General features: G+C 73.5%; 16 protein-coding genes. 1 reads left to right on the top strand and 15 read right to left on the bottom strand.

Annotation, left to right across the window (positions count from 1 at the left end; translation table 11 throughout):
- Window position 1: 1 nt before the first annotated feature.
- The 8 genes from IE248_RS19010 to IE248_RS18975 form a co-directional block, all read right to left on the bottom strand.
- On the bottom strand, window positions 2-1,459 hold the full coding sequence (locus IE248_RS19010; RefSeq protein WP_190031243.1) for a WXG100 family type VII secretion target: 1,458 nt from the start codon (window positions 1,457-1,459) through the stop codon (window positions 2-4).
- A gap of 2 nt (window positions 1,460-1,461) precedes the next feature.
- The gene (locus tag IE248_RS19005; protein WP_008742635.1) at window positions 1,462-1,902 is read right to left on the bottom strand and encodes a DUF2563 family protein; all 441 of its coding nucleotides are present in this window, start codon (window positions 1,900-1,902) and stop codon (window positions 1,462-1,464) included.
- Window positions 1,903-2,092: 190 nt separating this feature from the next.
- Complete coding sequence (locus tag IE248_RS19000) at window positions 2,093-4,396, bottom strand: xanthine dehydrogenase family protein molybdopterin-binding subunit (RefSeq protein WP_190031376.1); 2,304 nt, start codon at window positions 4,394-4,396, stop codon at window positions 2,093-2,095.
- Window positions 4,397-4,461: 65 nt separating this feature from the next.
- On the bottom strand, window positions 4,462-6,687 hold the full coding sequence (locus tag IE248_RS37430; protein WP_229895396.1) for a 2Fe-2S iron-sulfur cluster-binding protein: 2,226 nt from the start codon (window positions 6,685-6,687) through the stop codon (window positions 4,462-4,464).
- On the bottom strand, window positions 6,684-7,616 hold the full coding sequence (locus IE248_RS18990; RefSeq protein WP_073797464.1) for an FAD binding domain-containing protein: 933 nt from the start codon (window positions 7,614-7,616) through the stop codon (window positions 6,684-6,686). Before IE248_RS18990 ends, IE248_RS37430 begins: the two co-directional genes overlap by 4 nt.
- A 266-nt stretch (window positions 7,617-7,882) precedes the next feature.
- Window positions 7,883-9,526, bottom strand: coding sequence for a beta-N-acetylhexosaminidase (locus tag IE248_RS18985; protein ID WP_190031242.1), 1,644 nt, complete (start codon window positions 9,524-9,526; stop codon window positions 7,883-7,885).
- A 228-nt stretch (window positions 9,527-9,754) separates the two neighbouring features.
- A complete protein-coding gene (locus IE248_RS18980; RefSeq protein WP_037797664.1) occupies window positions 9,755-10,039 on the bottom strand; it encodes a DUF3039 domain-containing protein in 285 nt (94 codons plus the stop codon).
- A gap of 29 nt (window positions 10,040-10,068) precedes the next feature.
- Window positions 10,069-10,629, bottom strand: coding sequence for a YqgE/AlgH family protein (locus IE248_RS18975; protein ID WP_037795031.1), 561 nt, complete (start codon window positions 10,627-10,629; stop codon window positions 10,069-10,071).
- 288 nt (window positions 10,630-10,917) lie between these two features.
- On the opposite strand from IE248_RS18975, the gene murA reads away from it, so the two are divergent.
- Window positions 10,918-12,264 (top strand): UDP-N-acetylglucosamine 1-carboxyvinyltransferase, encoded by a 1,347-nt coding sequence (gene murA, locus IE248_RS18970; protein ID WP_008743458.1) that lies wholly within the window; start codon window positions 10,918-10,920, stop codon window positions 12,262-12,264.
- A gap of 108 nt (window positions 12,265-12,372) precedes the next feature.
- On the opposite strand, the gene IE248_RS18965 is transcribed toward murA, so the two are convergent.
- The 7 genes from IE248_RS18965 to IE248_RS18935 form a co-directional block, all read right to left on the bottom strand.
- The gene (locus IE248_RS18965; protein WP_008743457.1) at window positions 12,373-12,654 is read right to left on the bottom strand and encodes an HU family DNA-binding protein; all 282 of its coding nucleotides are present in this window, start codon (window positions 12,652-12,654) and stop codon (window positions 12,373-12,375) included.
- A 397-nt stretch (window positions 12,655-13,051) separates the two neighbouring features.
- Window positions 13,052-14,455, bottom strand: a complete 1,404-nt coding sequence (locus IE248_RS18960; protein WP_008743456.1) for an NAD-dependent malic enzyme — start codon at window positions 14,453-14,455, stop codon at window positions 13,052-13,054.
- A 458-nt stretch (window positions 14,456-14,913) separates the two neighbouring features.
- Entirely contained in the window at window positions 14,914-17,232 is a 2,319-nt protein-coding gene (locus tag IE248_RS18955) for a HelD family protein (protein WP_190031241.1), read from the bottom strand.
- Between the two features lie 154 nt (window positions 17,233-17,386).
- Entirely contained in the window at window positions 17,387-17,947 is a 561-nt protein-coding gene (locus tag IE248_RS18950) for a CGNR zinc finger domain-containing protein (protein ID WP_037795029.1), read from the bottom strand.
- A gap of 109 nt (window positions 17,948-18,056) precedes the next feature.
- Complete coding sequence (locus IE248_RS18945; protein WP_124288866.1) at window positions 18,057-18,605, bottom strand: GNAT family N-acetyltransferase; 549 nt, start codon at window positions 18,603-18,605, stop codon at window positions 18,057-18,059.
- A 68-nt stretch (window positions 18,606-18,673) separates the two neighbouring features.
- Window positions 18,674-19,870: a uroporphyrinogen-III synthase gene (locus IE248_RS18940; protein ID WP_190031240.1), complete on the bottom strand. Its 1,197-nt coding sequence runs from the start codon at window positions 19,868-19,870 to the stop codon at window positions 18,674-18,676.
- A gap of 107 nt (window positions 19,871-19,977) precedes the next feature.
- The gene (locus IE248_RS18935; RefSeq protein ID WP_190031239.1) at window positions 19,978-21,348 is read right to left on the bottom strand and encodes an MFS transporter; all 1,371 of its coding nucleotides are present in this window, start codon (window positions 21,346-21,348) and stop codon (window positions 19,978-19,980) included.
- Window positions 21,349-21,434 lie beyond the last annotated feature (86 nt).

The raw sequence follows: 21,434 nt of genomic DNA, 5'->3' as shown, positions 1-21,434 counted from the left end.
CTCAGTCGATCACAGGCGGCACGACACGACGGTCGGCCTGCCACGTCTCTTCGTCCTCGGACAAGTAGTCGGGGCGTTCGCCGCCCTGCTCGTCACGGCGCCTGCCGGTACTGCCGACACCCGCGCCCCCGTGCCCCATCGCACCGCCGACCGGGCCGGCACCCGACCCGCTACGCACGAGACCCGAGCCGCCCTGTGTGAACGGCTGGCCGCCCATGGTCGAGTGGCCGCCGACCCCGGGCTGACGCCCGCCAACGACACCGCCCTGCTCCATGGCCAGCCGACGGCCAGCCATCGAACCGCCGGGGACACCGTGGGAGCCACCGAGGCCACCACCGCCCATGCCGCCGCCCATCATGCCGCGGCCGCCGCCCTGCATGCCTTCGCCGATGACCGTGCCGCGCGGGATGCTGCCGCTGGGACCGCTGACCGGCACCTGGCGGCCACCGACGATACCGGCGTCGCGCGGCAGCACCGGTGCGAGGCCACCGATCTTCCCGCCGACCTTGCCACCGGGGGCGATACCCGGGGGCAGGCCTCCGGGGCCGACGCCAGGCAGGCCCGGGCCACCACCGGTCATCGGCGGAAGCGTCATTGGAGGCGTGGTCCCGATGGGGTTGGGACTCCCCGGGGCTGGGCCAGGACCAGGGATGGACGTCGTTGGGGGGAGATTCGTCTCCGGCAGGGTCGCGACATGGTCGAGATCCACGTCCACAACGCGGTCTGGCACCACTGGCACGGGAGTAGATCCTGGACCGACGGTCGGGGGCAGGGTGCTGTCCGGTTGCATGTGGCGAACAGGCGCCGAGCCAGACTCATATGAAGATGAAGCGACTCCTGCACTCCGTGGACCATATGACGAGCCGTCCATTCCGCCGGCGCCTCCCGGACGGGAACGAACTTCGTCACCGGCGACACCTGGGGGGATGAAGTCCCCCGGCGGCGGCGGGAACGTGGGGACCTCGACCGCCTTCATTTCCTTTGCCGACTGGTCGTACCTTTGCGCCAGCTTCAGCAGCGCGGCGGCGGCGCGCTGTTGGTTGTCGGTCAGGGTGTCGGTCGACTGCTTCCTGACGATCGGGGCGTCCGGGTCGTTGTGGTGCTTGCGGGCGGCTTCGATGTTGGCGCGGAGTGCGGCGTCCTCTTTGGCGTCGTACGCCGCGCTCTTCTTGACCTCGCTCAGGACGTCGGCCGCGTGGCCGAGGCTCTCGCCGCCCGCCTTGCTGTATTCGGCGAGGCGCAGGGTCGCGCTGCCGGCCTGGCTGACCCAGTCGTGGAACTTCTGGGCCGCTTCGCCGTCCCAGCCCTCCACCTTGTGCTTCTTGAGCGCGTCGCCCACGTCATGGATCGTCTTGGCGGCGTCGACCAGGGAAGTCGCCCGGGTCTTCAGCACGTGCTCGTTGGCACCCGAGACCATCGCCCACAGCTGTTCGTGTGAGTAGCCTTCAAACTTGGACATGATCAGACCTCACCGGTGTTGTGCACGTCGGCCTTCGCCCGTTGCTCTTCCAGCTTTTGCTGCTTCACGAGCGGGTCGCGGTCAGGGACGTAGTCCTCCCTGGCGCGCCGGGCGATCGCGGCCATGCGCCGCTTCGTCTCCTCGTCCACGCCCCCGTAGCCCTTGCCCGCCGTCTTCACGGCGATCCCCAGGGCCTCGATCTGCATCGCCAGCCCCTCGGCGAGGTTCTGCAGCTGCGTGTGCACGGTGGTGTACGTCGAGAACAGCAGCTCCGCCTCGGTGAAGCCCTTGCCCAGCGTGCCGGTCGGGAGGGTGCAGTGGGACAGCTTCTTTCCTGCGGCCTCCGAGCCGTCCAGCTTGTCGAGGAGTTCGTCGACCAGCTTCTTGTAGCCCGTCATCGACTCGTACTCGACCTCAAGCGCCCGCACCAAGTTGAAAACCACGTTGGCCTCCCCGACTCCCCGACTCCCCGTTGGCCGGGGGCACCGGCGTTAGCGCCGGCCCCTCGACCCGTCCCCGTTCGCACGCGTTCGCACCCGTGCGCACGCGCACGGGAACTCACTCCGTATCACTCTAACGATCGGGACCGACACCCCCAACCCCGGGGTTGCAGGTGCAATGCGGGTCACATGGTCAGGAGTTGGGCGCGGCCACCGCCGCCGATGGCCTGATCGGGAGCCTGTTGACCGGGCGGCCCGTTGCCGCGCGGACCGCCGAGGCGACCGCCGCCGGGGTGGTGACCACCGGGATGGCGCTGGCCGCCTTCGCGCCGAACGGGGCCACCACGTCGCGTTCTTCGACCAGTTTGACGATGCGGACCGCCGGCGTGTCGAGCGAGGTCGGCAGGGCGTACCCGGTCAGGTCCGGGTGGCGGACCAGGCCCGCGACCGAGCGGAGGTTTTCGGTCAGGGCCGCGCCCATGCCCTGTGTGACGCCCGCTTCGATACGGGCCTCCAGCTGACGGGGGTTCAGGATCCGGCCCACGTCCTGGGCCACGGCGAGTTCGACCACCCGCACCGAGCCCAGTTCGATGTCCACGTCCACCACCGCGCGGATCGCGCAGAAGGCGAGGCCCACGAAGGCGTCGCCCTGGCCGTCCCCGTCGAGGGGTTCCGTCGGGTGCGGGCGGCACTGGGCCGTCGCCCAGAGTTCCTTGCCCGCCATGGCCTCGGGGACCGTCGTGGTGAAGGCCCCGTCGTACGACGTGATCCGGCCGTCCTGGATCTGGAGGAGTTCCGTCGACATGCCCAGTTTGTGGGCCATCGGCTGGAGGAGCTGGGTCCGGACCATCTTGGCCGCGCGCTCCACCGCGCCGCCCGACACCCACGTGTGCCGGCCGTGCGCCGACGGGCCCGCCGACGGCTGGTCGGTGTCGACCGGGGCCGTCACGACCTCGTCCACGCCGAGGATCTCCTGGACGATCTGGCGGGCGAGCGTCGAGAAGCCCTGCCCGGTGTCGACCGCCGCGCAGATGACCGTCGCGGCTCCGTCGACCACCTTCACGGTGGCGGTCGCCACCTCGTCCGTGCCTTCGGCGCCGAGCATGTGGACCATGCCGACCCCGTACCCGACCCCGCGCCGGACCGCTCCCGGCTCCCCCGCGCCCTCCGGGCCGCCGGGCAGGAGCCACTCGTCCTCCGGGGTGTCCTTGGGGAGGGAGGGCAGCGGGTAGTCGCGTACCGAACGCAGCAGTTCGGCGACCGGCGCCGGGCAGGTGACCGTCTGGCCGGTCGGGAGCAGGTCGCCGGTGGCCAGTACGTTGCGCAGGCGCAGTTCGGCGCCGTCGATGCCGAGGGCGGCCGCGAGCTTGTCCATCTGGCCCTCGTACGCCGCGCAGACCTGCATCGCGCCCTCGCCGCGGACGTGGCCCGACGGCGGGTTGTTCGTACGGACCGCCCAGCCCTCGACGAAGGCGTGCGGGACCACGTACGGGCCGCAGGCGAAGGCCACGGCCGCCGCGAGCGACTCGGACGAGGCGTCGGCGTACGCGCCCGCGTCCATCAGGATCTGGGCCTCCACCTTGACCAGCCGGCCGTCCGCGTCCGCGTGGTGGCGGTAGCGCAGCAGCGTCGGGTGGCGGTGGGCGTGGCCGAGGAAGGACTCCTCGCGGGTGGCGGCCAGTTTGACCGGGCAGCCGGTGCGCAGCGCGAGCAGGCCGAGCGGCAGCTGGAACGCGGCGTCCTCGCGGTCCGAGGTGGCGCCCGGGACGCCGGTGACGACGACGCGGACCCGGTCCGGTTCGAGGCCGAAGCAGGCGGCCGCGAGGTCGCGGTCGGTGTGCGGGTCGGTGGAGGCGGTGTAGATCTCCACGCCGCCGTCGGGCCGGGGCACGGCCAGTCCGGCCTCGGCGCCGATGGGCGCGGGGTCCTGGCGGCCGATCCGGTACAGGCCCTCGACGACGACCTCGCCGGTCGCCTCCGGGTCGCCGTAGCGGAGCGGGATGTGCCGGATCAGGTTGCCGTCGGGGTGGATGGGGGCGGCGCCGAAGGCCTGCTCGGGGTCGCTGACGACGTCCAGCAGCTCGTACTCGACCGCGATGGCGGCCGCGGCGAGCCGGGCCGTGTCGGGGTGGTCGGCGGCGACGGCGGCGATGGGCTCGCCGTGGTGGCGGACCACGTCGTGCGCGAACACCGGGCGGTCGGCGATGCGGCGGCCGTGCGTGGTGGCGCCGGGGACGTCGGCGTGGGTGACGACGGCGCGGACGCCGGGCATCTCGGCGGCGGCGGAGGTGTCGATGGACAGGATCCGGGCGTGGGCGTGCGGGGAGCGCAGCACGGCGGCCCAGAGCAGGCCCTCGGCCCACAGGTCGGCGGCGTAGGGGAAAGTGCCCTCGGCCTTGGCGCGGGCGTCGACGGAGGGCACGGAGGCCCCGATTCCGCGCGGCGGGCCCTGCTGTTCCTCGGTGTCGCCGGCCGGAGCGGCCCCGGAGGCCGTCACCGTCGAGGTCGCCGTCGCCGTGCCGGCGGCCGTGCCCGTCGTCGCCGTGGCCGCGTCCTGCCCGCTCACGCCATGCCTCCGTTGTGGTGGGGCCCGTGGGTCCCGTGGTCGCCGTGGGGCCCCTGGTCGCCCTGGTGACCGTAGTCGCCCTGGTGGCCGTGGGTCCCGTGGTCGCCCTGGTGACCGTGGTCGCCGTGGATGCCGCCCTCGCCGGGCGGTGCCTGGTGCGGGATGCGCGGCTCGGCGCCCGAGGCCACGGCTTCCGCCTCGGCGGCCGTCGCCTCGCGCTCGGCGACGACCTCGCGGACGGCGTCGATGACCCCCGTGTAGCCGGAGCAGCGGCAGAGGTTGCCGCAGAGGGCCTGGCGGGTCTCCAGCTCGCTGGGGGCGTGGTTGCCCTCCAGCAGGTCATGGATGGTCATGGCCATGCCGGGGACGCAGAATCCGCACTGCACCGCGCCCGACCTGCACAACGCCTGCTGAACGTCCGAGAGTTCCCCGTCGGTCGCGAGTCCCTCGACGGTCCGGACCTCGCTCCCGGCGGCGGTCGCGGCCGGCACCAGGCAGGAGGCGACGAGCCGGCCGTCGACCTGCACGGCGCACGCCCCGCATTCGCCCTGCGAGCAGCCGTCCTTGGCGCCGGCGAGGCCGAGGCGCTCGCGCAGCACGTAGAGCAGCGACTCGCCGATCCAGGCGCCCGTGACGGGCCGGTCGGCGCCGTTGACGCGCAGGACGTAGGACGCCGACGGATGTTCGTGATGGGCGGCGGGCACCGCGGCGTCTTCTTCGTCGTACGTCGTGTCCCGGGCCGGGAAACCTCCGGCGCTGTCCGCGTCCGGGGTCGCCCCGGCAGTGTCGGTGCCGCCCTCGGCCGGGACGGGCGACTCCCCCTCTTCGGCGAGGGCGAGGCCGGCTTCCGTGAAGCCGTGCTCATCGTGCTCGGCGGCCCCCGCGGGCCCGCCCGGCGCCACGGCCCCGGCCTCGAACCCGTCGGCCTCGGCCCCGTGGGGCTCGGCCCCGTCGGACTCGGCCCCGTCCGGCTCGAACCCCTCGGGCTCGGCCCCATCGGCCTCGGCCCCGACCGGCCCGGCCCCGGCGGCCTCGTACCCCGCCGGCTCGAACCCCTCGGGCTCGTACGCGGCGGCCCCGGCCGGCTCCGCCTCGGGCTCCCGCTCCGGCTCGGGCTGCTGCTGCTGTCGCTCCCGCTGCTCCGCGGCGTGCGCGTGCCCGGCCTCCGCGTAGCCGTACCCGTCGCCCGCGTGCCCGCCCGCGTGGGCGGCCTCGATGTCGTGCGGGGCCGGGTGCGCCGGCTCGCCCTCGGGCAGCGTGCCCACGCCCGGGCCGCCCAGCACGCGCGGGCCCCGGCTCGGGGCGCCCGCCCCGTGGCCGCCGAACCCGCGCGCGGCCTCGGCGAGCCCCGGCAGTACGCCGGAGGTCAGCGACAGGTCGCCCTCCGGGGTGCCCGGCTGCTCCGGCGCGTACCCGCGCGCCTCCTCGTAACCGGAGTACCCGGCGTATCCGGACTGCCCGGGCTGGCCGGACTGCCCGGGCTGCCCCGGGTGCCCGGACTGCCCCGGGTGCCCTGCGTGTTCGAAGTTCCCGGAGTGGTCGAAGTGTCCGGAGTTGCCCGGGTGCCCCGGGTGGGTCGCCCACGGGGCCGCCGCACCGCCCGGCAGCGTCGCCGGGGCCTGGCTCCAGTCGGCGTCCAGGGCGCCGTTTCCGGTCACCGAGGCGGGCATCGCCCACTGCCCCGTCCCCTGCCCGTGCCCGTGCCCCTGCCCCTGCCCGTCGTGCTGCGGCTGCTGCTGAGGCTGCGACTGCTCCTGCTGCCCCTGCCCCCGCTCCTGCTCGCCGTGCGGGAAGCGCCACTCGGCGGTCGCGCCCGGGTCGTGCTCCGCCTCGCCGCCCTGCGAGGCCGCGAACGCCTGCGCCACCGACGGCGGCAGCGGGATCGACGCCGGGATCGGCCCGCCCACCGGCGCGGGCGCGTGCGCCTGCTCGGCCCCCGCCTCGGGCCACTGCACCGGCAACGCCCAGGTCCCGGTCGCCGACGGGTCCGTGGTGGCGGAGCCGAGCGGCACGATCATCGGCGGCGGCACGTACCCGTGCCCGGGGGCCGCCAGCGGCTCCCCGGTGCCGAGCGCGTTCAGCATGTCCTCCGGAAGCTTCACGAAGGCCGTCGCGTCGGAGTCGTACTCGCCGCCGTGCGGCACCGGCTCCCAGCCCCAGACGGGTTCGGCCTGCCCCGGCCCGCTGCCACCGCTCATGTTCCCGATCTCGTTCTCACTCATGAGGTCAGCGCCCTCCCCAGGGCCCTCCGTGCCAGCACGGCGACCGTGCGCCGCAGATGCAGTACGCCGGGGGGTACCGGCTCTCCCTGGTCGGGTACGCAGGCTGCCGCGACGTACTCCCCGAAGGCGTCCAGCGCCTCGGGGGCCAGGCTCCGGCCCCCGTCCCAGTCGATCAACGAGGCGACCCACTGCTCGGCTTCCAGCGGCCGCAGCGGCATCGGGGCGACCGCGCCGATCGCGCAGCGCACACCCCGGCGCGCGGGGTCCAGTACGAGCCCCACGGACGCCACCGCGCGCCCCGGTCCCGTACGCCCCGTGGCCTTCAGGAACACCTGCGGCGCGTGCAGCAGCGGCACCCGTACGAAGCCGATCAGTTCGCCCGGCCGCAGCATGTCGCGCCCCGCCAGCAGGTGCGACACCGGGATCTCCCGGCTCGACGTGCCCGCGGAGCCTGCGGTGCCCGGTTCGCCCGGCCCGACGATGACGAGCATCGCCTCCAGCGCCGCCAGCACCGGCAGCGCGTCACCGGTCGGCGCCGCCGTGGCGATGTTCCCGCCGAGGGTGCCCGCGTTGCGGATCTGCGGCGGGCCCGCGGCGCGCGCGGCCGCCGCGAGGGCGGGGATCAGAGCGGCGAAATCCGGCCGCCCCATCCGTGCGTGGGTGAGCCCGGCACCGAGCAGCGCGTGGCCGTCCTGGTACTGCCAGCCCCGGATCTCGTTGATCCGGCCCAGGCCGACCAGGGCGGCGGGCCGCAGCAGTCCCGCGTTGACGGCGGCCATGAGGTCGGTGCCGCCCGCGACGGGCACGGCGGCGGGCATGGCGGTGAGCGCCGCCACGGCCTCGTCGAGCGAGACCGGGAGCGTCACGGACTGCGCCGCGTGCGAGGCCTGAGGGCCCTGGGGCCCCTGAGGCGAATCCGGTGCGTGCAATGCATGCGGTGCGTGCGTGGTCAACCCAGCTGCCCCTTCCCGATGTCCCGGTCCCGGCGCTCACGCCTGTCCGCCGTACGGTACGTGCTCACCGCCGGGACGTGGCAACTCTGGCACATCTTCCGCACCGCCCGGCGCGAGGGTCTGCCGGTCGCCCCCGAAGGGTCACCCCCGGCCCACCTCGGCACATCGCGCCCGATTTCCCACGTATCAACCGAAATCGAGAAAGAGTTCCAAAGACTGGCGAAGAGTTCCGGTTGCCGGAGTCACACGATCGGGGGCTCCCCGTCGATCGGGCGTCCGAGCACCCCGGGCCGGCGCTGCCACGGCAACGGACCGCCGGGCGGGCGGTGGTCGACGCCGAGCGCGTCCAGCCGTGCGCGGTGCCCCGCCATCCGCTCCTCGAAGCCGTCCCAGTCCCGCCCGGCGGATTCCGGAAGCCGTGACCACACCACCTCCGCGAAGGCGGCCAGCCGCGGGAACACCTGGTAGTCCACCCGGCCCTGGTTCTCCATCACCTCGGTCCACACATTGGCCTGCGCGCCCAGGACGTGGACGGCGGCCTCCGGCGAAAGCTGCGGCGGCACCGGCTCGAAGCGGTACACGTCCTCCAACGAGCGCACGTACCCGATGGGCACCGGCTCGTCGGGGCCGTCCGCCTGACGGTGGTCCAGGTACACCTGCTGCTCGGGGCACATCACCACGTCGTGGCCCGCCCCGGCGGCCGCGATGCCGCCCGCGTACCCGCGCCAGGACGACACGGCCGCGCCCGGGGCCAGTCCGCCCTCCAGGATCTCGTCCCAGCCGATCAGCCGGCGCCCGCGCGCCGCCAGCCAGGTGTCGAAGTGCCGGATGAACCAGGACTGCAGCCCGTCCTCGCCGGCCACCCCCAGCTCCCGGATCCGCTCCTGCGCCGCCGCCGAGGCGCGCCACTGCGCCTTGGGGCACTCGTCCCCGCCCACGTGCACGAACGGCGAGACCTCGACGGGGAACAGCTCCAGCAGCTCCTCGAACACTCCCTCGTAGAACCGCAGTACGTCCTCGGTCGGCGCGAGCACGTTCTCGCTGACGCCCCAGTCGTCCCACACCCCCAGCGCGGCGGTGTCCACGACGTCGGTGTTCCCGAGCTCGGGATACGCGGCGATCGCGGCCTGCGAATGCCCCGGTACGTCGATCTCCGGGACCACCCGTACGTGCCGCTCGGCGGCGTACGCGACGATCTCGCGGATGTCGTCCTGGGTGTAGAAGCCGCCGTGCGGGGTCTCGTTCCACAGGGGCGAGGCCCGATGGCCCCACCGGCTGCGCGGCCGCCACGCGCCGACCTCGGTGAGCCTCGGGTGGCGCTTGATCTCGATCCGCCAGCCCTGGTCGTCCGTCAGGTGCAGGTGCAGCACGTTGAGCTTGTGCGCGGCGAGCAGGTCGATGTAGCGCAGCACGCCGTCCTTGGGCATGAAGTGCCGTGCGACGTCGAGCATCATGCCGCGCCATCCGAACCGGGGGCCGTCCTCGACCGAGCCGTGCGGCAGGCTCCACACCCGTCCGGGCAGCGGCGCCTTGCGGTGGGCGTCGGCGCCGAGCAGCTGACGCAGCGTCTGGGCGGCCCAGAACAGCCCGGCGGCGCTCGCGCCGGCCAGTTCCACGCCGCTCCCGTCGACCCCGATCCGGTATCCCTCGGGCCCGAGGTCCGCCCCGAGCCGCGGATCGAGGCGCAGCCGTATGTCCGCCTCGCCGGCGGCTTCCGGCCGGGCCTGCGGCAGGCCCCATCCGGTGGCCGCCCCGAGCTCGCGGCGCAGCCAGCGCGCGGTTCCCCCGGTGCCGGGTCCGGCGTCGAGCACCGGCTCGGGGCCGAACGCGTAGGGCGCGGCGTCCTCGCGCAGCGCGGCGTTCCGGGGCAGGGGGATGAGGTCCATGCGGCAGCCCTTCGCGACAGTCTGTTGCACCCTGCGCAACAGACGTTCCACAGAGCGCTCGTTGCCGCCGACCCTAGTACGCACAAGGCCCCGGGGCCCCTGGCGCGGACAAGGCCTTCGGGGTCCCTCCCCACGGACGGGCCCCCGTGTACGCGCAGGGCCCCCGGGGCGCGCCGATGCGCGCCCCGGGGGCCCTGGTGGTCCCGCGAAGCCGGGCCGGAGGACCGGCTACTGGTCCTTGCCGCCCTTGTCCTTGTCGCCGCCGGCGCCCATGGATTCGTAGATCTCCTTGCACATGGGGCAGACGGGGTACTTCTTCGGGTCCCGGCCCGGGACCCACACCTTGCCGCAGAGCGCGACGACGGGGGTGCCCCCGAGCGCGCTCTCCATGATCTTGTCCTTCTGGACGTAGTGGGCGAAGCGCTCGTGGTCGCCGTCGCCGTGGGACACCTGCGGCGTCGGCTCGACGAGGGTCCCCGTACCAGTCCCGCGCTCGGGCTCAAGAGTGCTCATAAAACCCAGGGTACCGACCCCCGCCGGGGTCAGTTCAGCGACGGGTCGTCCGGATAGGTCGCGACCATCGCGAGCTCGCTGCGCTGGCGGCGCAGGACGGCCCGCCAGAGGCGTTCGGGGTCGGGGAAGGAGATGTCCCCGGGCTCCGACTCCACCACGTACCAGGCGCCGTCGCCCAGCTCGTCCTCCAGCTGGCCGGGGCCCCATCCGGAGTAGCCGGCGAAGATCCGCAGCGAGCCCAGGGCCGCCGCCAGGAGTTCCGGCGGGGCCTCCAGGTCGACGAGGCCGATCGCGCCGTGCACCCGGCGCCAGCCGAGCGGGCCCTCCTCGCCCGGGATGACGGCGATGCCGAGGGCCGAGTCCAGGGCCACCGGGCCGCCCTGGAAGACCACGCCCGGGTCGCCGGCCAGCGCGGCCCACGGCAGCAGGACGTCGCCGACGCCCACGGGGGTCGGCCTGTTGAGGACCACGCCGAGGGAGCCCTGCTCGTCGTGGTCGAGCAGGAGCACCACCGCGCGGTCGAAATTCGGGTCCGCGAGGGCGGGGGTGGCCACGAGCAGCCGCCCTGTGAGGGAGGACACCTCGGTCATGCCGACATGATCTCGCACATTCGCCCGTGAGGGGGAGCGGGCGACGAGATCCAATCGTCCGCAGCTCAGGGCGCACGGCAGCAGACGGGAGCGCGCGCCCGCGAGCCGGGCGGAACGCGACGCTCCGCCACCTGGCGGGCACTCAGGGTGTTGTGTCTCATTCATGACATTCATACGGGCGCGTTGGCCTTACGGATAGGGGGGTTGCGCCCCTTACCCTTTTCCCTGGCCCCCTGCCCACCCTCCTCTGGCTTCGCCGGGGGAGCCCCTCTCCGGAACGCGAGATTCATGACCGGCACAGACAGAGACGACGTACTGCTTGTCCATGGCGGTACCCCGCTTGAGGGCGAGATCCGTGTCCGCGGTGCGAAGAACCTCGTGCCGAAGGCCATGGTCGCCGCTCTGCTCGGCAGCGGACCCAGCCGGCTGCGCAACGTTCCCGACATCCGCGACGTGCGGGTCGTGCGCGGTCTGCTCCAGCTGCACGGCGTCACCGTGCGCCCCGGCGAGGAGCCGGGCGAGCTGGTGCTCGACCCGACCCACGTCGAGAGCGCGAACGTCGCCGACATCGACGCCCACGCGGGTTCCTCCCGGATTCCGATCCTGTTCTGCGGCCCGCTGCTGCACCGCCTCGGCCACGCCTTCATCCCGGGCCTCGGCGGTTGCGACATCGGCGGCCGGCCGATCGACTTCCACTTCGACGTGCTCCGCCAGTTCGGCGCGACCATCGAGAAGCGCGAGGGCGGTCAGTACCTGGAGGCACCGCAGCGGCTGCGCGGCTGCAAGATCCGCCTGCCGTACCCGTCCGTCGGCTCGACCGAGCAGGTGCTCCTGACGGCCGTCCTGGCCGAGGGCGTGACCGAGCTCAGCAACGCCGCGGTGGAGCCGGAGATCGAGGACCTCATCTGCGTACTGCAGAAGATGGGCGCCATCATCTCCCTCGACACCGACCGGACCATCCGGATCACCGGCGTGGACCGTCTCGGCGGGTACAACCACAAGGCGCTCCCGGACCGCCTGGAGGCCGCGTCCTGGGCTTCCGCGGCGCTGGCGACCGGCGGCAACATCTACGTGCGCGGCGCGCAGCAGCGCTCGATGATGACCTTCCTGAACACGTACCGCCGCGTCGGCGGCGCGTTCGAGATCGACGACGAGGGCATCCGCTTCTGGCACCCGGGCGGCCCGCTCAACGCGATCGCCCTGGAGACGGACGTACACCCCGGTTTCCAGACCGACTGGCAGCAGCCGCTGGTCGTGGCCCTGACGCAGGCCACGGGCCTGTCGATCGTCCACGAGACGGTCTACGAGTCGCGGCTCGGCTTCACCTCCGCGCTCAACCAGATGGGTGCGCACATCCAGCTGTACCGGGAGTGCCTGGGCGGCTCGGCGTGCCGGTTCGGCCAGCGCAACTTCCTGCACTCGGCGGTCGTCTCCGGCCCGACGAAGCTGCAGGGCGCCGACCTGGTCATCCCCGACCTGCGCGGCGGGTTCTCGTACCTGATCGCGGCGCTGGCGGCCGAGGGCACCTCGCGCGTCCACGGCATCGACCTGATCAACCGCGGCTACGAGAACTTCATGGAGAAGCTCGTGGAGCTGGGCGCGAAGGTCGAGCTGCCGGGCGGCGACCTCGTCTGACCCCGCGTGCCCCGGGGCCCCCACCAGGGGCCCCGGGGACGCCAGAAGGGCGGCCACCCCACCGGGTGGCCGCCCTTGCTGTGTTCCGCTGCGTGTTACGCGGCGGGACTACTTGCCCTTGGCGGCTTCCTTGAGCTTGGAGCCCGCGGAGACCTTCACGCTGAAGCCGGCCGGGATCTGGATGGGGTCGCCGGTCTGCGGGTTGCGCGCGGTGCGAGCGGCACGGTGGGTGCGCTCGAAGGTCAGGAAGCCGGGGATGGTGACCTTCTCGTCGCCCTTGGCGACGACCTCACCGATGGTCTCGGCGAGGGCGGCCAGAACGGCGTCGGCGTCCTTGCGGGTCACCTCGGCGCGCTCGGACAGAGCGGCCACCAGCTCACTGCGGTTCATGTTGTACTCCCGTGTTCAACTTGCCTTAGAGGCGTGAGATCGAAGCCGATGCTGCCAGGGCCCTCGGACAGTCCCCGGACCCGGGTCTGACGTCAGACCCTCTCGCCCGGTTACGCATCCTGCCCCCACCAGCGGCGGGAAAGCCAATCCGGCACCCGCCAGGGTCACACGAAAAGCGCCACAGTCACGCCGCGGTGACGCTCCGTCCGCACCAAGGGTTCCGGTGGATGCGGACCGCGGGCCACGCGGGCATCCCCGCAACCCTAGAGGGGGCCCCGGGGGCCCGCATCTCGCGACGCGCCGGAGAAGGCACGTGGGGGCCGTCACAGTCGCCGTCGCGGCGGCCGTGACGGCCGTAATCGTCACACATCGTCACGGCCGCCCGGGCGTACGGGTCCTAGGCGGAGGTGGCGGCCTTGCGGACGGCACCGGCGACGGCGCCCGCGACCTTGTCGTTGAAGACGGACGGGATGATGTAGTTCGCGTTGAGCTCGTCCTCGCCGACGACGTCCGCGAGCGCGCTGGCGGCGGCCAGCATCATCTCGGTGTTCACGGTGCGGGACTGGGCGTCCAGCAGGCCGCGGAAGACACCCGGGAAGACCAGCACGTTGTTGATCTGGTTCGGGAAGTCGGAGCGGCCGGTGGCCACGACGGCGGCGGTCTGACGGGCGACGGCCGGGTCCACCTCGGGGTCCGGGTTCGCGAGCGCGAACACGATCGCGCCCTCCGCCATGGCGGCGACGTCCTCGCCGGACAGCACGTTGGGGGCGGAGACGCCGATGAACACGTCGGCGCCGACCACGGCCTCCTTCAAGGTCCCCGTGTAGCCCTCGGGGTTGGTGTTGTCGGCGATCCAGCGCAGCGGGGAGTCGGCGGCCGCGTCGACGAGGTCGGGGCGGCCGGCGTGCACGACGCCGTGGATGTCGGCGCTGACGGCGTTCTTCACGCCGGCCGCGAGGAGCAGCTTCAGGATGGCGGTACCGGCCGCGCCGGCGCCCGACATGACGACCTTGACGTCCTCAACTGCCTTGCCCACGACGCGCAGTGCGTTGGTGAGGGCGGCGAGGACGACGATGGCGGTGCCGTGCTGGTCGTCGTGGAAGACGGGGATGTCGAGGGCCTCGCGCAGGCGGGCCTCGATCTCGAAGCAGCGCGGCGCGGAGATGTCCTCCAGGTTGATGCCGGCGAAGCCCGGGGCGATCGCCTTGACGATCTCGACGATGGCGTCGGTGTCCTGGGTGTCGAGGCAGATCGGCCACGCGTCGATGCCGGCGAAGCGCTTGAAGAGGGCCGCCTTGCCCTCCATGACGGGCAGCGCGGCCATCGGGCCGATGTTGCCGAGGCCGAGCACGGCCGAGCCGTCCGTCACGACTGCGACGGAGTTGCGCTTGATGGTGAGGCGCCGGGCGTCCTCGGGGTTCTCGGCGATCGCCATGCACACGCGGGCCACGCCCGGGGTGTAGATCATCGAGAGGTCGTCGCGGTTGCGGATGGGGTGCTTGGACGCCATCTCGATCTTGCCGCCGAGGTGCATCAGGAAGGTTCGGTCGGAGACCTTGCCGAGGCTGACGCCCTCGATGCCGCGCAGCTTCTCGACGATCTCGTCCGCGTGCGCCGTGGAGGTGGCCGCGATCGTGACGTCGATGCGGAGCTTTTCGTGGCCGGAGGCGGTCACGTCGAGGCCGGTGACCGACCCGCCGGAGGACTCCACGGCGGTGGTGAGCTGGGAGACCGCGGTTCCGCTCGCGGGCACTTCCAGGCGGACCGTCATCGAGTACGAGACGCTGGGCGCCGTTGCCATGGCCGTGTTCCTCTTCTGTCCCTGGTTTTTCTGTACATACAGGGACCTGTCACACCGTGGGCGTGGCAGGGCCTGTTGTCCGATCGTCCCACCTACCAGCCAGTACAAGGTAACCAGCCACAAATTTCGGAAAGACACTTCCACCATACGAGATTTGGGCGGGTGGTGGAAGCCCTCACCCACCCGTTCGGCCACGCAAAACAGGTCTGCCCCCTCTGTCGGAACAGAGGGGGCAGACCTGGTGCTACGCCTGATGACACCGACCCGCCATGCTCGCCTCGCGGCAAGTGGTCGCTCTAAGCGACGAAGGTTGGGCCCGGGGGCTTGGATCGAGCCGGTGCCTCACCCAGGCTAACAAAGGATCGCCGGAAGCGATCCCCCTCCGGGCAGTTGACCTCGTCTCACCACACCCCCGGCCGCGGGCCATCCGGCGGTACGCCGGCGGCCCGGCCGGATCCCTACGGCCTGAGCAGCGCCGGGACGCCGTCCGGGCCGGGGGCGTCGGCGGCGGCGGAGACGACCGTCAGCTGCTGCGTCGCGCGCGTGAGGGCCACGTACAGGACCCGCAGACCGGCCGGGGACTCGTCCGCGATCTCGGCCGGGGAGACCACCACGGTGGCGTCGTACTCCAGCCCCTTCGCCTCCAGGCTGCCCAGCGCCACCGCCCGCTCCCCCAGGTCCGCGAGCCAGCCCGCGGCCTCCGCGCGCCGGTCCATGGCGACGACCACGCCCACCGTGCCGTCCACCTGCGCCAGCAGCCGCCGGGTCTCCTCCCGGACGGTGTCCCGCAGCTCCTGCGCCACCGCCGTGAAGCGCGGCAGCAGCCCCGTGGAGCGCACCGCCGTCGGCGGCTCCATCCCCGGCATCGCCAGCTTCAGCACCCGGGAGGCGACCTCCGCGACCTCCGCCGGGTTGCGATAGTTCACCGTCAGGGTGAACCGGCGCCGCGGCCGCGTCCCCAGGGCCTCGTCACGCGCCGCCGCCGCCTCGCCCGGATCCGTCCAGGAGGACTGCGCCGGGTCGCCGACCACCGTCCAGGTGCCCATCCGGCCCCGGCGGCCGACCATCCGCCACTGCATCGGCGTCAGGTCCTGTGCCTCGTCCACGATGACGTGCGCGTACTCGGTGCGCTCCGCCGCGATCCGCTCGGCCCGCTCCCACTGGGTCTCCTCGCGGGTCGGCATCAGCTCCTCCAGCCCGCTGAGCTGCTCCAGCGGGTCCAGGTCCCGCTTGCGCTTCGGCCGCGCCGGCGCGCCCAGCAGCTGCTGGAGCTCGTCCAGCAGCGCCACGTCGTGCACCGACAGGGGGCCCTTGCCGTCCGCGCCCACCCGGCGCAGCGAGCGCGCCAGCTGCCGCGTCTCGCGCGGGTTCAGGTCCCGGCGCGACCAGCGGCCGAGCCCCCGCTCGTCGGCCATCGCGGCCAGCACCGCGCGTGGGGTGAGCTCCGGCCACCAGGCGTTCAGGAACCCGATGAAGGCGTCCTCGGTGGAGATGTCCTCGTCGAACGCGGAGCGCAGCTCGGCGGCCAGCTCGGGGTCACTGTGCCGCCCGGACTGCCCCGACTTGGCGTACAGGGCGTCGAGCAGCAGCTTGCGGGCGCGCGGGCGCAGCAGGTTCACCGGCGCGGTGCCGCCGAGCACGTTCTGCCGGATCCGGTTCAGCTCGTCGGCCTCCAGCTCCTGGCGCCGCCCGAAGGCGACCACGCGCAGCCGGTCCGGGGCGGGGCCGGCGGCGTTGCCGAGCTCCAGGGCGCCCCGTACGGCCTTGCGGAGCACCTTCAGCATCCGCGAGGAGCCCTTGATCCGGGCCACGGCCGGATCGTCGTACGTGGTCGCCTCGGCGCCGTCGACCAGCGAGCCGAGCGCCCGGATGGCTACCTGGCCCTCCTCACCGAGGGAGGGCAGGACGCCCTCGGTGTACGCGACGAGCAGCGGCGTCGGGGAGACGATCAGGATGCCGCCGGAGTAGCGGCGGCGGTCCTGGTAGAGCAGGTAGGCGGCGCGGTGCAGGGCGACGGCGGTCTTGCCGGTGCCGGGTCCGCCCGCGACCTCGGCGACGGAGGCGGCGGGCGCGCGGATGACCAGGTCCTGCTCGGCCTGGATGGAGGAGACGATGTCCCGCATGGAGTGCGTACGGGCCCGCCCGAGCGCGGCCATCAGGGCGCCGTCACCGATGGCGGGCAGCTCCCGGCCGTCCAGCGTGGCGGTGACCTCGGGGCGCATCAGGTCGTCCTCGACTCCGAGGACCTTGCGGCCCTTGGAGCGGATGACGCGGCGGCGCACGACGCGGCCGGGGTCCTTGGGCGTCGAGCGGTAGAACGGCGCGGCGGCCGGGGCGCGCCAGTCGATGACGAGCGGCGCGTAGTCGGTGTCGAGCACGCCGATGCGCCCGATGTGCAGGGTTTCGGCGATGTCGGCGGTGAGGTCGGGGCGGATCGCGTCGTCGGCGGGCTCGACGGAGGTGTGGGCGCCGTCGGGGCCGCGTTCCCCGTCCTTGCCGCGGACGAGGTCGATCCGGCCGAAGAGGAAGTCCTCGAACTCGTTGTTGAGCCGGTTCAGGTGGATTCCGGCGCGGAAGACCTGCGCGTCGCGTTCGGCGAGCGCGCCGGGCGTGCCGACCTGGCCGCGTTTGGCGGCGTCGTTCATCAGGAACTCGGCCTCGTGGATCTTCTCCTCAAGGCGGCGGTACACCTGGTCCAGGTGCGTCTGCTCGACCGCGATCTCCCGATCGCGGACGGAATCCGCCGTGCTGTCGACAGCGGCATTCTGCGCGGCCACCAAGGCCCCCTTCTGACGTGCGTGGGCGACCGTCAACCGTACGCGAAGGCGGGCCCTGCCGCACGCCCGTTCCGCGACCGTCCCACGCGTCGATCATGCCGGGTCCACCGACGGACCGTCGCGACACCCCCCGCGCCGGCCCCCGCACCGGCCCCTACGCCCGCCCCGCCGCCAGCAGCCGGCGCCGGTGGCGGGCCACCCGCTCGCGGTTGCCGCACAGCTCGCTGGAGCACCAGCGGCGCCGGTGCCCGCGCGAGGTGTCCAGGTAGACGCGGGCGCAGCCGTCGCCCTCGCAGGCCCGCAGCAGCGCCCGGTCGCCGGGGTCGGTGAGCAGTTCGACGGCGTCCCGGGCGACGGCCGCGAGCAGCCCGGCGCATTCCACCCCGCCGCACAATTCCCGTACGAGGTGTCCCTGTTGGTCCCGTACGGCGCACAGCCCCGGGGGTGGTGCGGCGGCCGGGGCGTTGACCCGGGCCAGGGTTTCCTCGTCGGCGTCGCGGCCGGCGATTTCCGCCCGTACGAGGGTTTCCACGTCGTCGCGCAGGGCCCGGAAGGCTTCCACCCAGTCGGGTCCGAGCCGGGCCAGCGGCGTCCGGTCGGGCACCAGCCCGGCGCCGGTGAGCCACAGCCGCAGCTCGTCGGTGTCCCGGATCCCCTCGTGGGGAGCGGAGGTGGCCACCAGGTCCAGGCAGATCCGCCCGGCGTCGAACCACATGCCCGTCACCGCCTCGGTTGGCTAGGGGGTGTCCTCAGAGTGCCTGGCGGCCGGGCGTTGCGGAACCCCCCGCGCGGGGTCCCGGCGGGCGCCGCTTCGACGAGAGGGGCTACCGGGGCGGGGGGTCGTCGTGGAGCAGCCGCTGGAAGAGGCGGTGGTCGCGCCAGGCGCCGTTGATGTGGAGGAAGCGGGGCGCGAGCCCGTACTCGCTGAAGCCGGCCTTGGCCAGGACGCGCTGCGAGGCGGTGTTGTCGACGAGGGTCCCGGCCTCGACGCGGTGCAGGCCGAGCTCGTCGCGGGCGATCCGGCAGACCTCCTCCAGGGCGGCGGTCGCGAGCCCCTTGCCGGTCCACTGCTGGTCCACCCAGTAGCCGACGCCGCCGCTGCGGAGCGGCCCGAGGGCGATGCTCCCGAGGTTGATCGTCCCGACCGGCTCCCCGGTCGCCGCCTCGACGAGGACGAACGGCAGGAGCCGCCCGCCGTCCCGCTCGGCGAACTGCTCCTCCAGCCGGGCGCGCTGGCCCGCCTCGGTGTAGAACTCCTCGGAGCGGTACGGTTCGTAGGGCGCCATGTACGCCCGGTTGCGCAGCAGTACGTCGGCCAGCCCGGCGGCGTCGTCGAAGGTGACGCCGCGCATCTCCACCCCATCGATGATCATCCGAGCACGCTAACGAACCGCCCCCGCCTCCGCCAGACCCGCCGCCAGACCCGCCGGCGGGTCGACGGCTAGCGGGCGGCGGCGCAGTCGCCCGCGTCCAGCGACAGCCGGTAGCCCCGCTTGACCACCGTCTGGATCAGCTTCGGCGTCCCCAGCGCCACCCGCAGCCGGGCCATCGCCGTCTCCACGGCGTGTTCGTCCCGCCCCGCCCCCGGCAGCGCCCGCAGCAGGTCGGCCCGGCCCACCACCCAGCCGGGCCGCCGGGCCAGCGCCCGCAGCAGGGCCATCCCGGCGGGCGGCACCGGCCGCAGCTCGCTGTCGACGAGCACGGCGTGCCCGCGGATCTCCAGCCGCCGCCCGGCCACCGGCAGCACCCGGGCCCTTCCGGGCAGCTCCTGGCAGAGCAGCTGCACCAGCGGGCCCAGCCGGAACCGTTCGGGGTGGACGGTGGCGATCCCGTGCCCCTGGAGCGGCAGCGCGGTGACCGGCCCGACGCAGGCGCTGAGCACGTCGCCCCGCAGCGAGGCCAGCACGGCCTCCCGTACGCCCCGCGCCTCGGCCCGCGCCAGCAGCGAGGCCGCCGCCGGGGCGGAGGTGAAGCTGACGGCGTCCACCGCGCCGGCGGCGACCGCGTCGAGCAGCCGGTCCAGCGGCCCGAGGTCCTCCGGCGGCATCCACCGGTACACGGGGACGACGACCACCTCGGCGCCGCCCTCGCGCAGCGCCTCCACGAACCCGGGCAGCGGTTCGCCGTGCAGCTGGAGCGCGATGCGCCGCCCGGCGACCCCGGCGCAGAGCAGCCGGTCCAGGACCTCGCCCAGCGACTCCGACTGCGGGGACCAGTCCTCGACGAGCCCCGCGGCCCGTACGGCCCCCTTCACCTTCGGCCCGCGCACCAGCAGTTCGGCCTTCCGCAGCCGGCCGAGCAGCTCCTCGCCGATCCCCCACCCGTCGGCGGCCTCGATCCATCCCCGGAACCCGATGGCGGTGGTGGCGACGACCGCGCAGGGCGGGCTGTCGATGAGTTCCTTGGTCGCGGCGAGGAGTTCGGTGTCGTCGGCCAGCGGCACGATCCGCAGGGCGGGCGCGTGCAGCACCTGGGCGCCGCGCCGGCGCAGCAGGGCGATCAGGTCGTCGGCGCGGCGGGCGGCGGTGACCCCGACGGTGAACCCCGCCAGCGGTCCGGTCCCGTTCCCGGTGCCGGCGTTCGGGCCGGCCGGGGCCGCGGGCCGGAGCCTGGGGCCGGTGTGCGTGTGGTCGTCCATCGTGACCTGCCTTGCCAGTGGGTCGGTGTCGCGGGGTGCCGGGACCGAGCCTGCCAACGGGCCGTGTCAGCCTCGGTTCCGTCGCATTTCGGCGCCGTTAACCCCCGTTACACGGAGGTGAGCTGCGGTTTCGCCGCCGCCCCGGAAGCCTTGGCGATCACGGCGGCGGGCCGGCGAAGGTATACCGCCCAGGTCACCGCGCAGCACGCCCCGTAGAAGCCGAGGAAGGTCACGAAGGCGGCCGTCCCGGTCCCGGAGCTCAGGAACGCCTCGCGGAACACCAGGTTGATGCCGAGTCCGCCGAGCGCCCCGACGGCGCCGATCAGCCCCATCGCGGCCCCGGACAGCCGGCGCCCGTAGGCGGCCGCGGCCTCGTCGTCCATGCCCCGGGCGAGCGCCTTGGCCTGGAAGATCCCGGGGATCATCTTGTACGTGGAGCCGTTGCCGAGCCCGCTCAGCGCGAACAGGGCCACGAACCCGACGAGGAACACCGGCAGGGATTCCCGTACGGAGGCCAGGACGACCACCCCGGTGGCCGCGGCCATCGCCACGAACGTCGCGAGGGTGATCCGCGCCCCGCCGAACCGGTCGGCGAGCGCGCCGCCCACCGGCCGGATCAGCGAGCCGAGCAGCGGCCCGATGAAGGTCAGCGAGGCGGCCTGGAGGGGGGTGCGCCCGAACTGGGTCTGGAGGACCAGTCCGAAGGCGAAGCTGTAGCCGATGAAGGACCCGAAGGTGCCGATGTACAGGAACGCCATGATCCAGGTGTGCGCGTCGCGCACGGCGTCGCGGACGGCGCCGGTGTCGTTGCGCACGGGCGCCAGGTTGTCCATGCGGGCGAGGGCCAGGGCCGCCGCGAGCACGATCAGCGGGAGGTAGGCGGCCAGCAGCAGCCGCGGGTGTCCGGCGCCGGCGGTCCCGATGACCAGCAGCGCGGCGAGCTGCACCACGGGCACGCCGATGTTCCCGCCGCCCGCGTTGAGGCCGAGCGCCCAGCCCTTCTTGCGCAGCGGGAAGAAGGCGTTGATGTTCGTCATGGAGGAGGCGAAGTTGCCGCCGCCCACGCCGGTCAGCGCGGCCACCGCCAGGAAGGTGGTGTACGAGGTGCCGGGCTCCATGACCAGCAGCGCGGCCGTGGTCGGCGCGAGCAGCAGCAGGGCGCTGACGACGGTCCAGTTGCGGCCGCCGAACCGGGCGACGGCGAAGGTGTAGGGGACCCGCACCAGGGCGCCGACGAAGGTGGCGGTGGCGATGAGGAAGAACTTCCCGGCGGGGTCGATGCCGTACCCGGGGCCCATGAAGAGCACCATCACCGACCAGAGCGACCAGATCGAGAACCCGATGTGCTCGGAGAGCACGGAGTACAGGAGGTTGCGGCGGGCCGTGCGCTCGCCCGACTCCCTCCAGAACACCGGGTCTTCGGGATCCCACCGCTCGATCCAGCGGGCCCCCTTGCGCGGTGCGGTCGTACCGGTCATCACACGCCTCCACTGCTGTCGCGTTCGTGATGACGATCCTAGGAACGGCGCGTTTCGGCCCCGGTCCCCACCCGGTGACCGGCGGG

The sequence above is a fragment of the Streptomyces goshikiensis genome (genome assembly GCF_014650555.1).
Taxonomy (GTDB): Bacteria; Actinomycetota; Actinomycetes; order Streptomycetales; family Streptomycetaceae; genus Streptomyces; species Streptomyces goshikiensis.
Note: the sequence above shows the minus strand (reverse complement) of the source record. Positions and strands in the feature narration are given on the sequence as shown.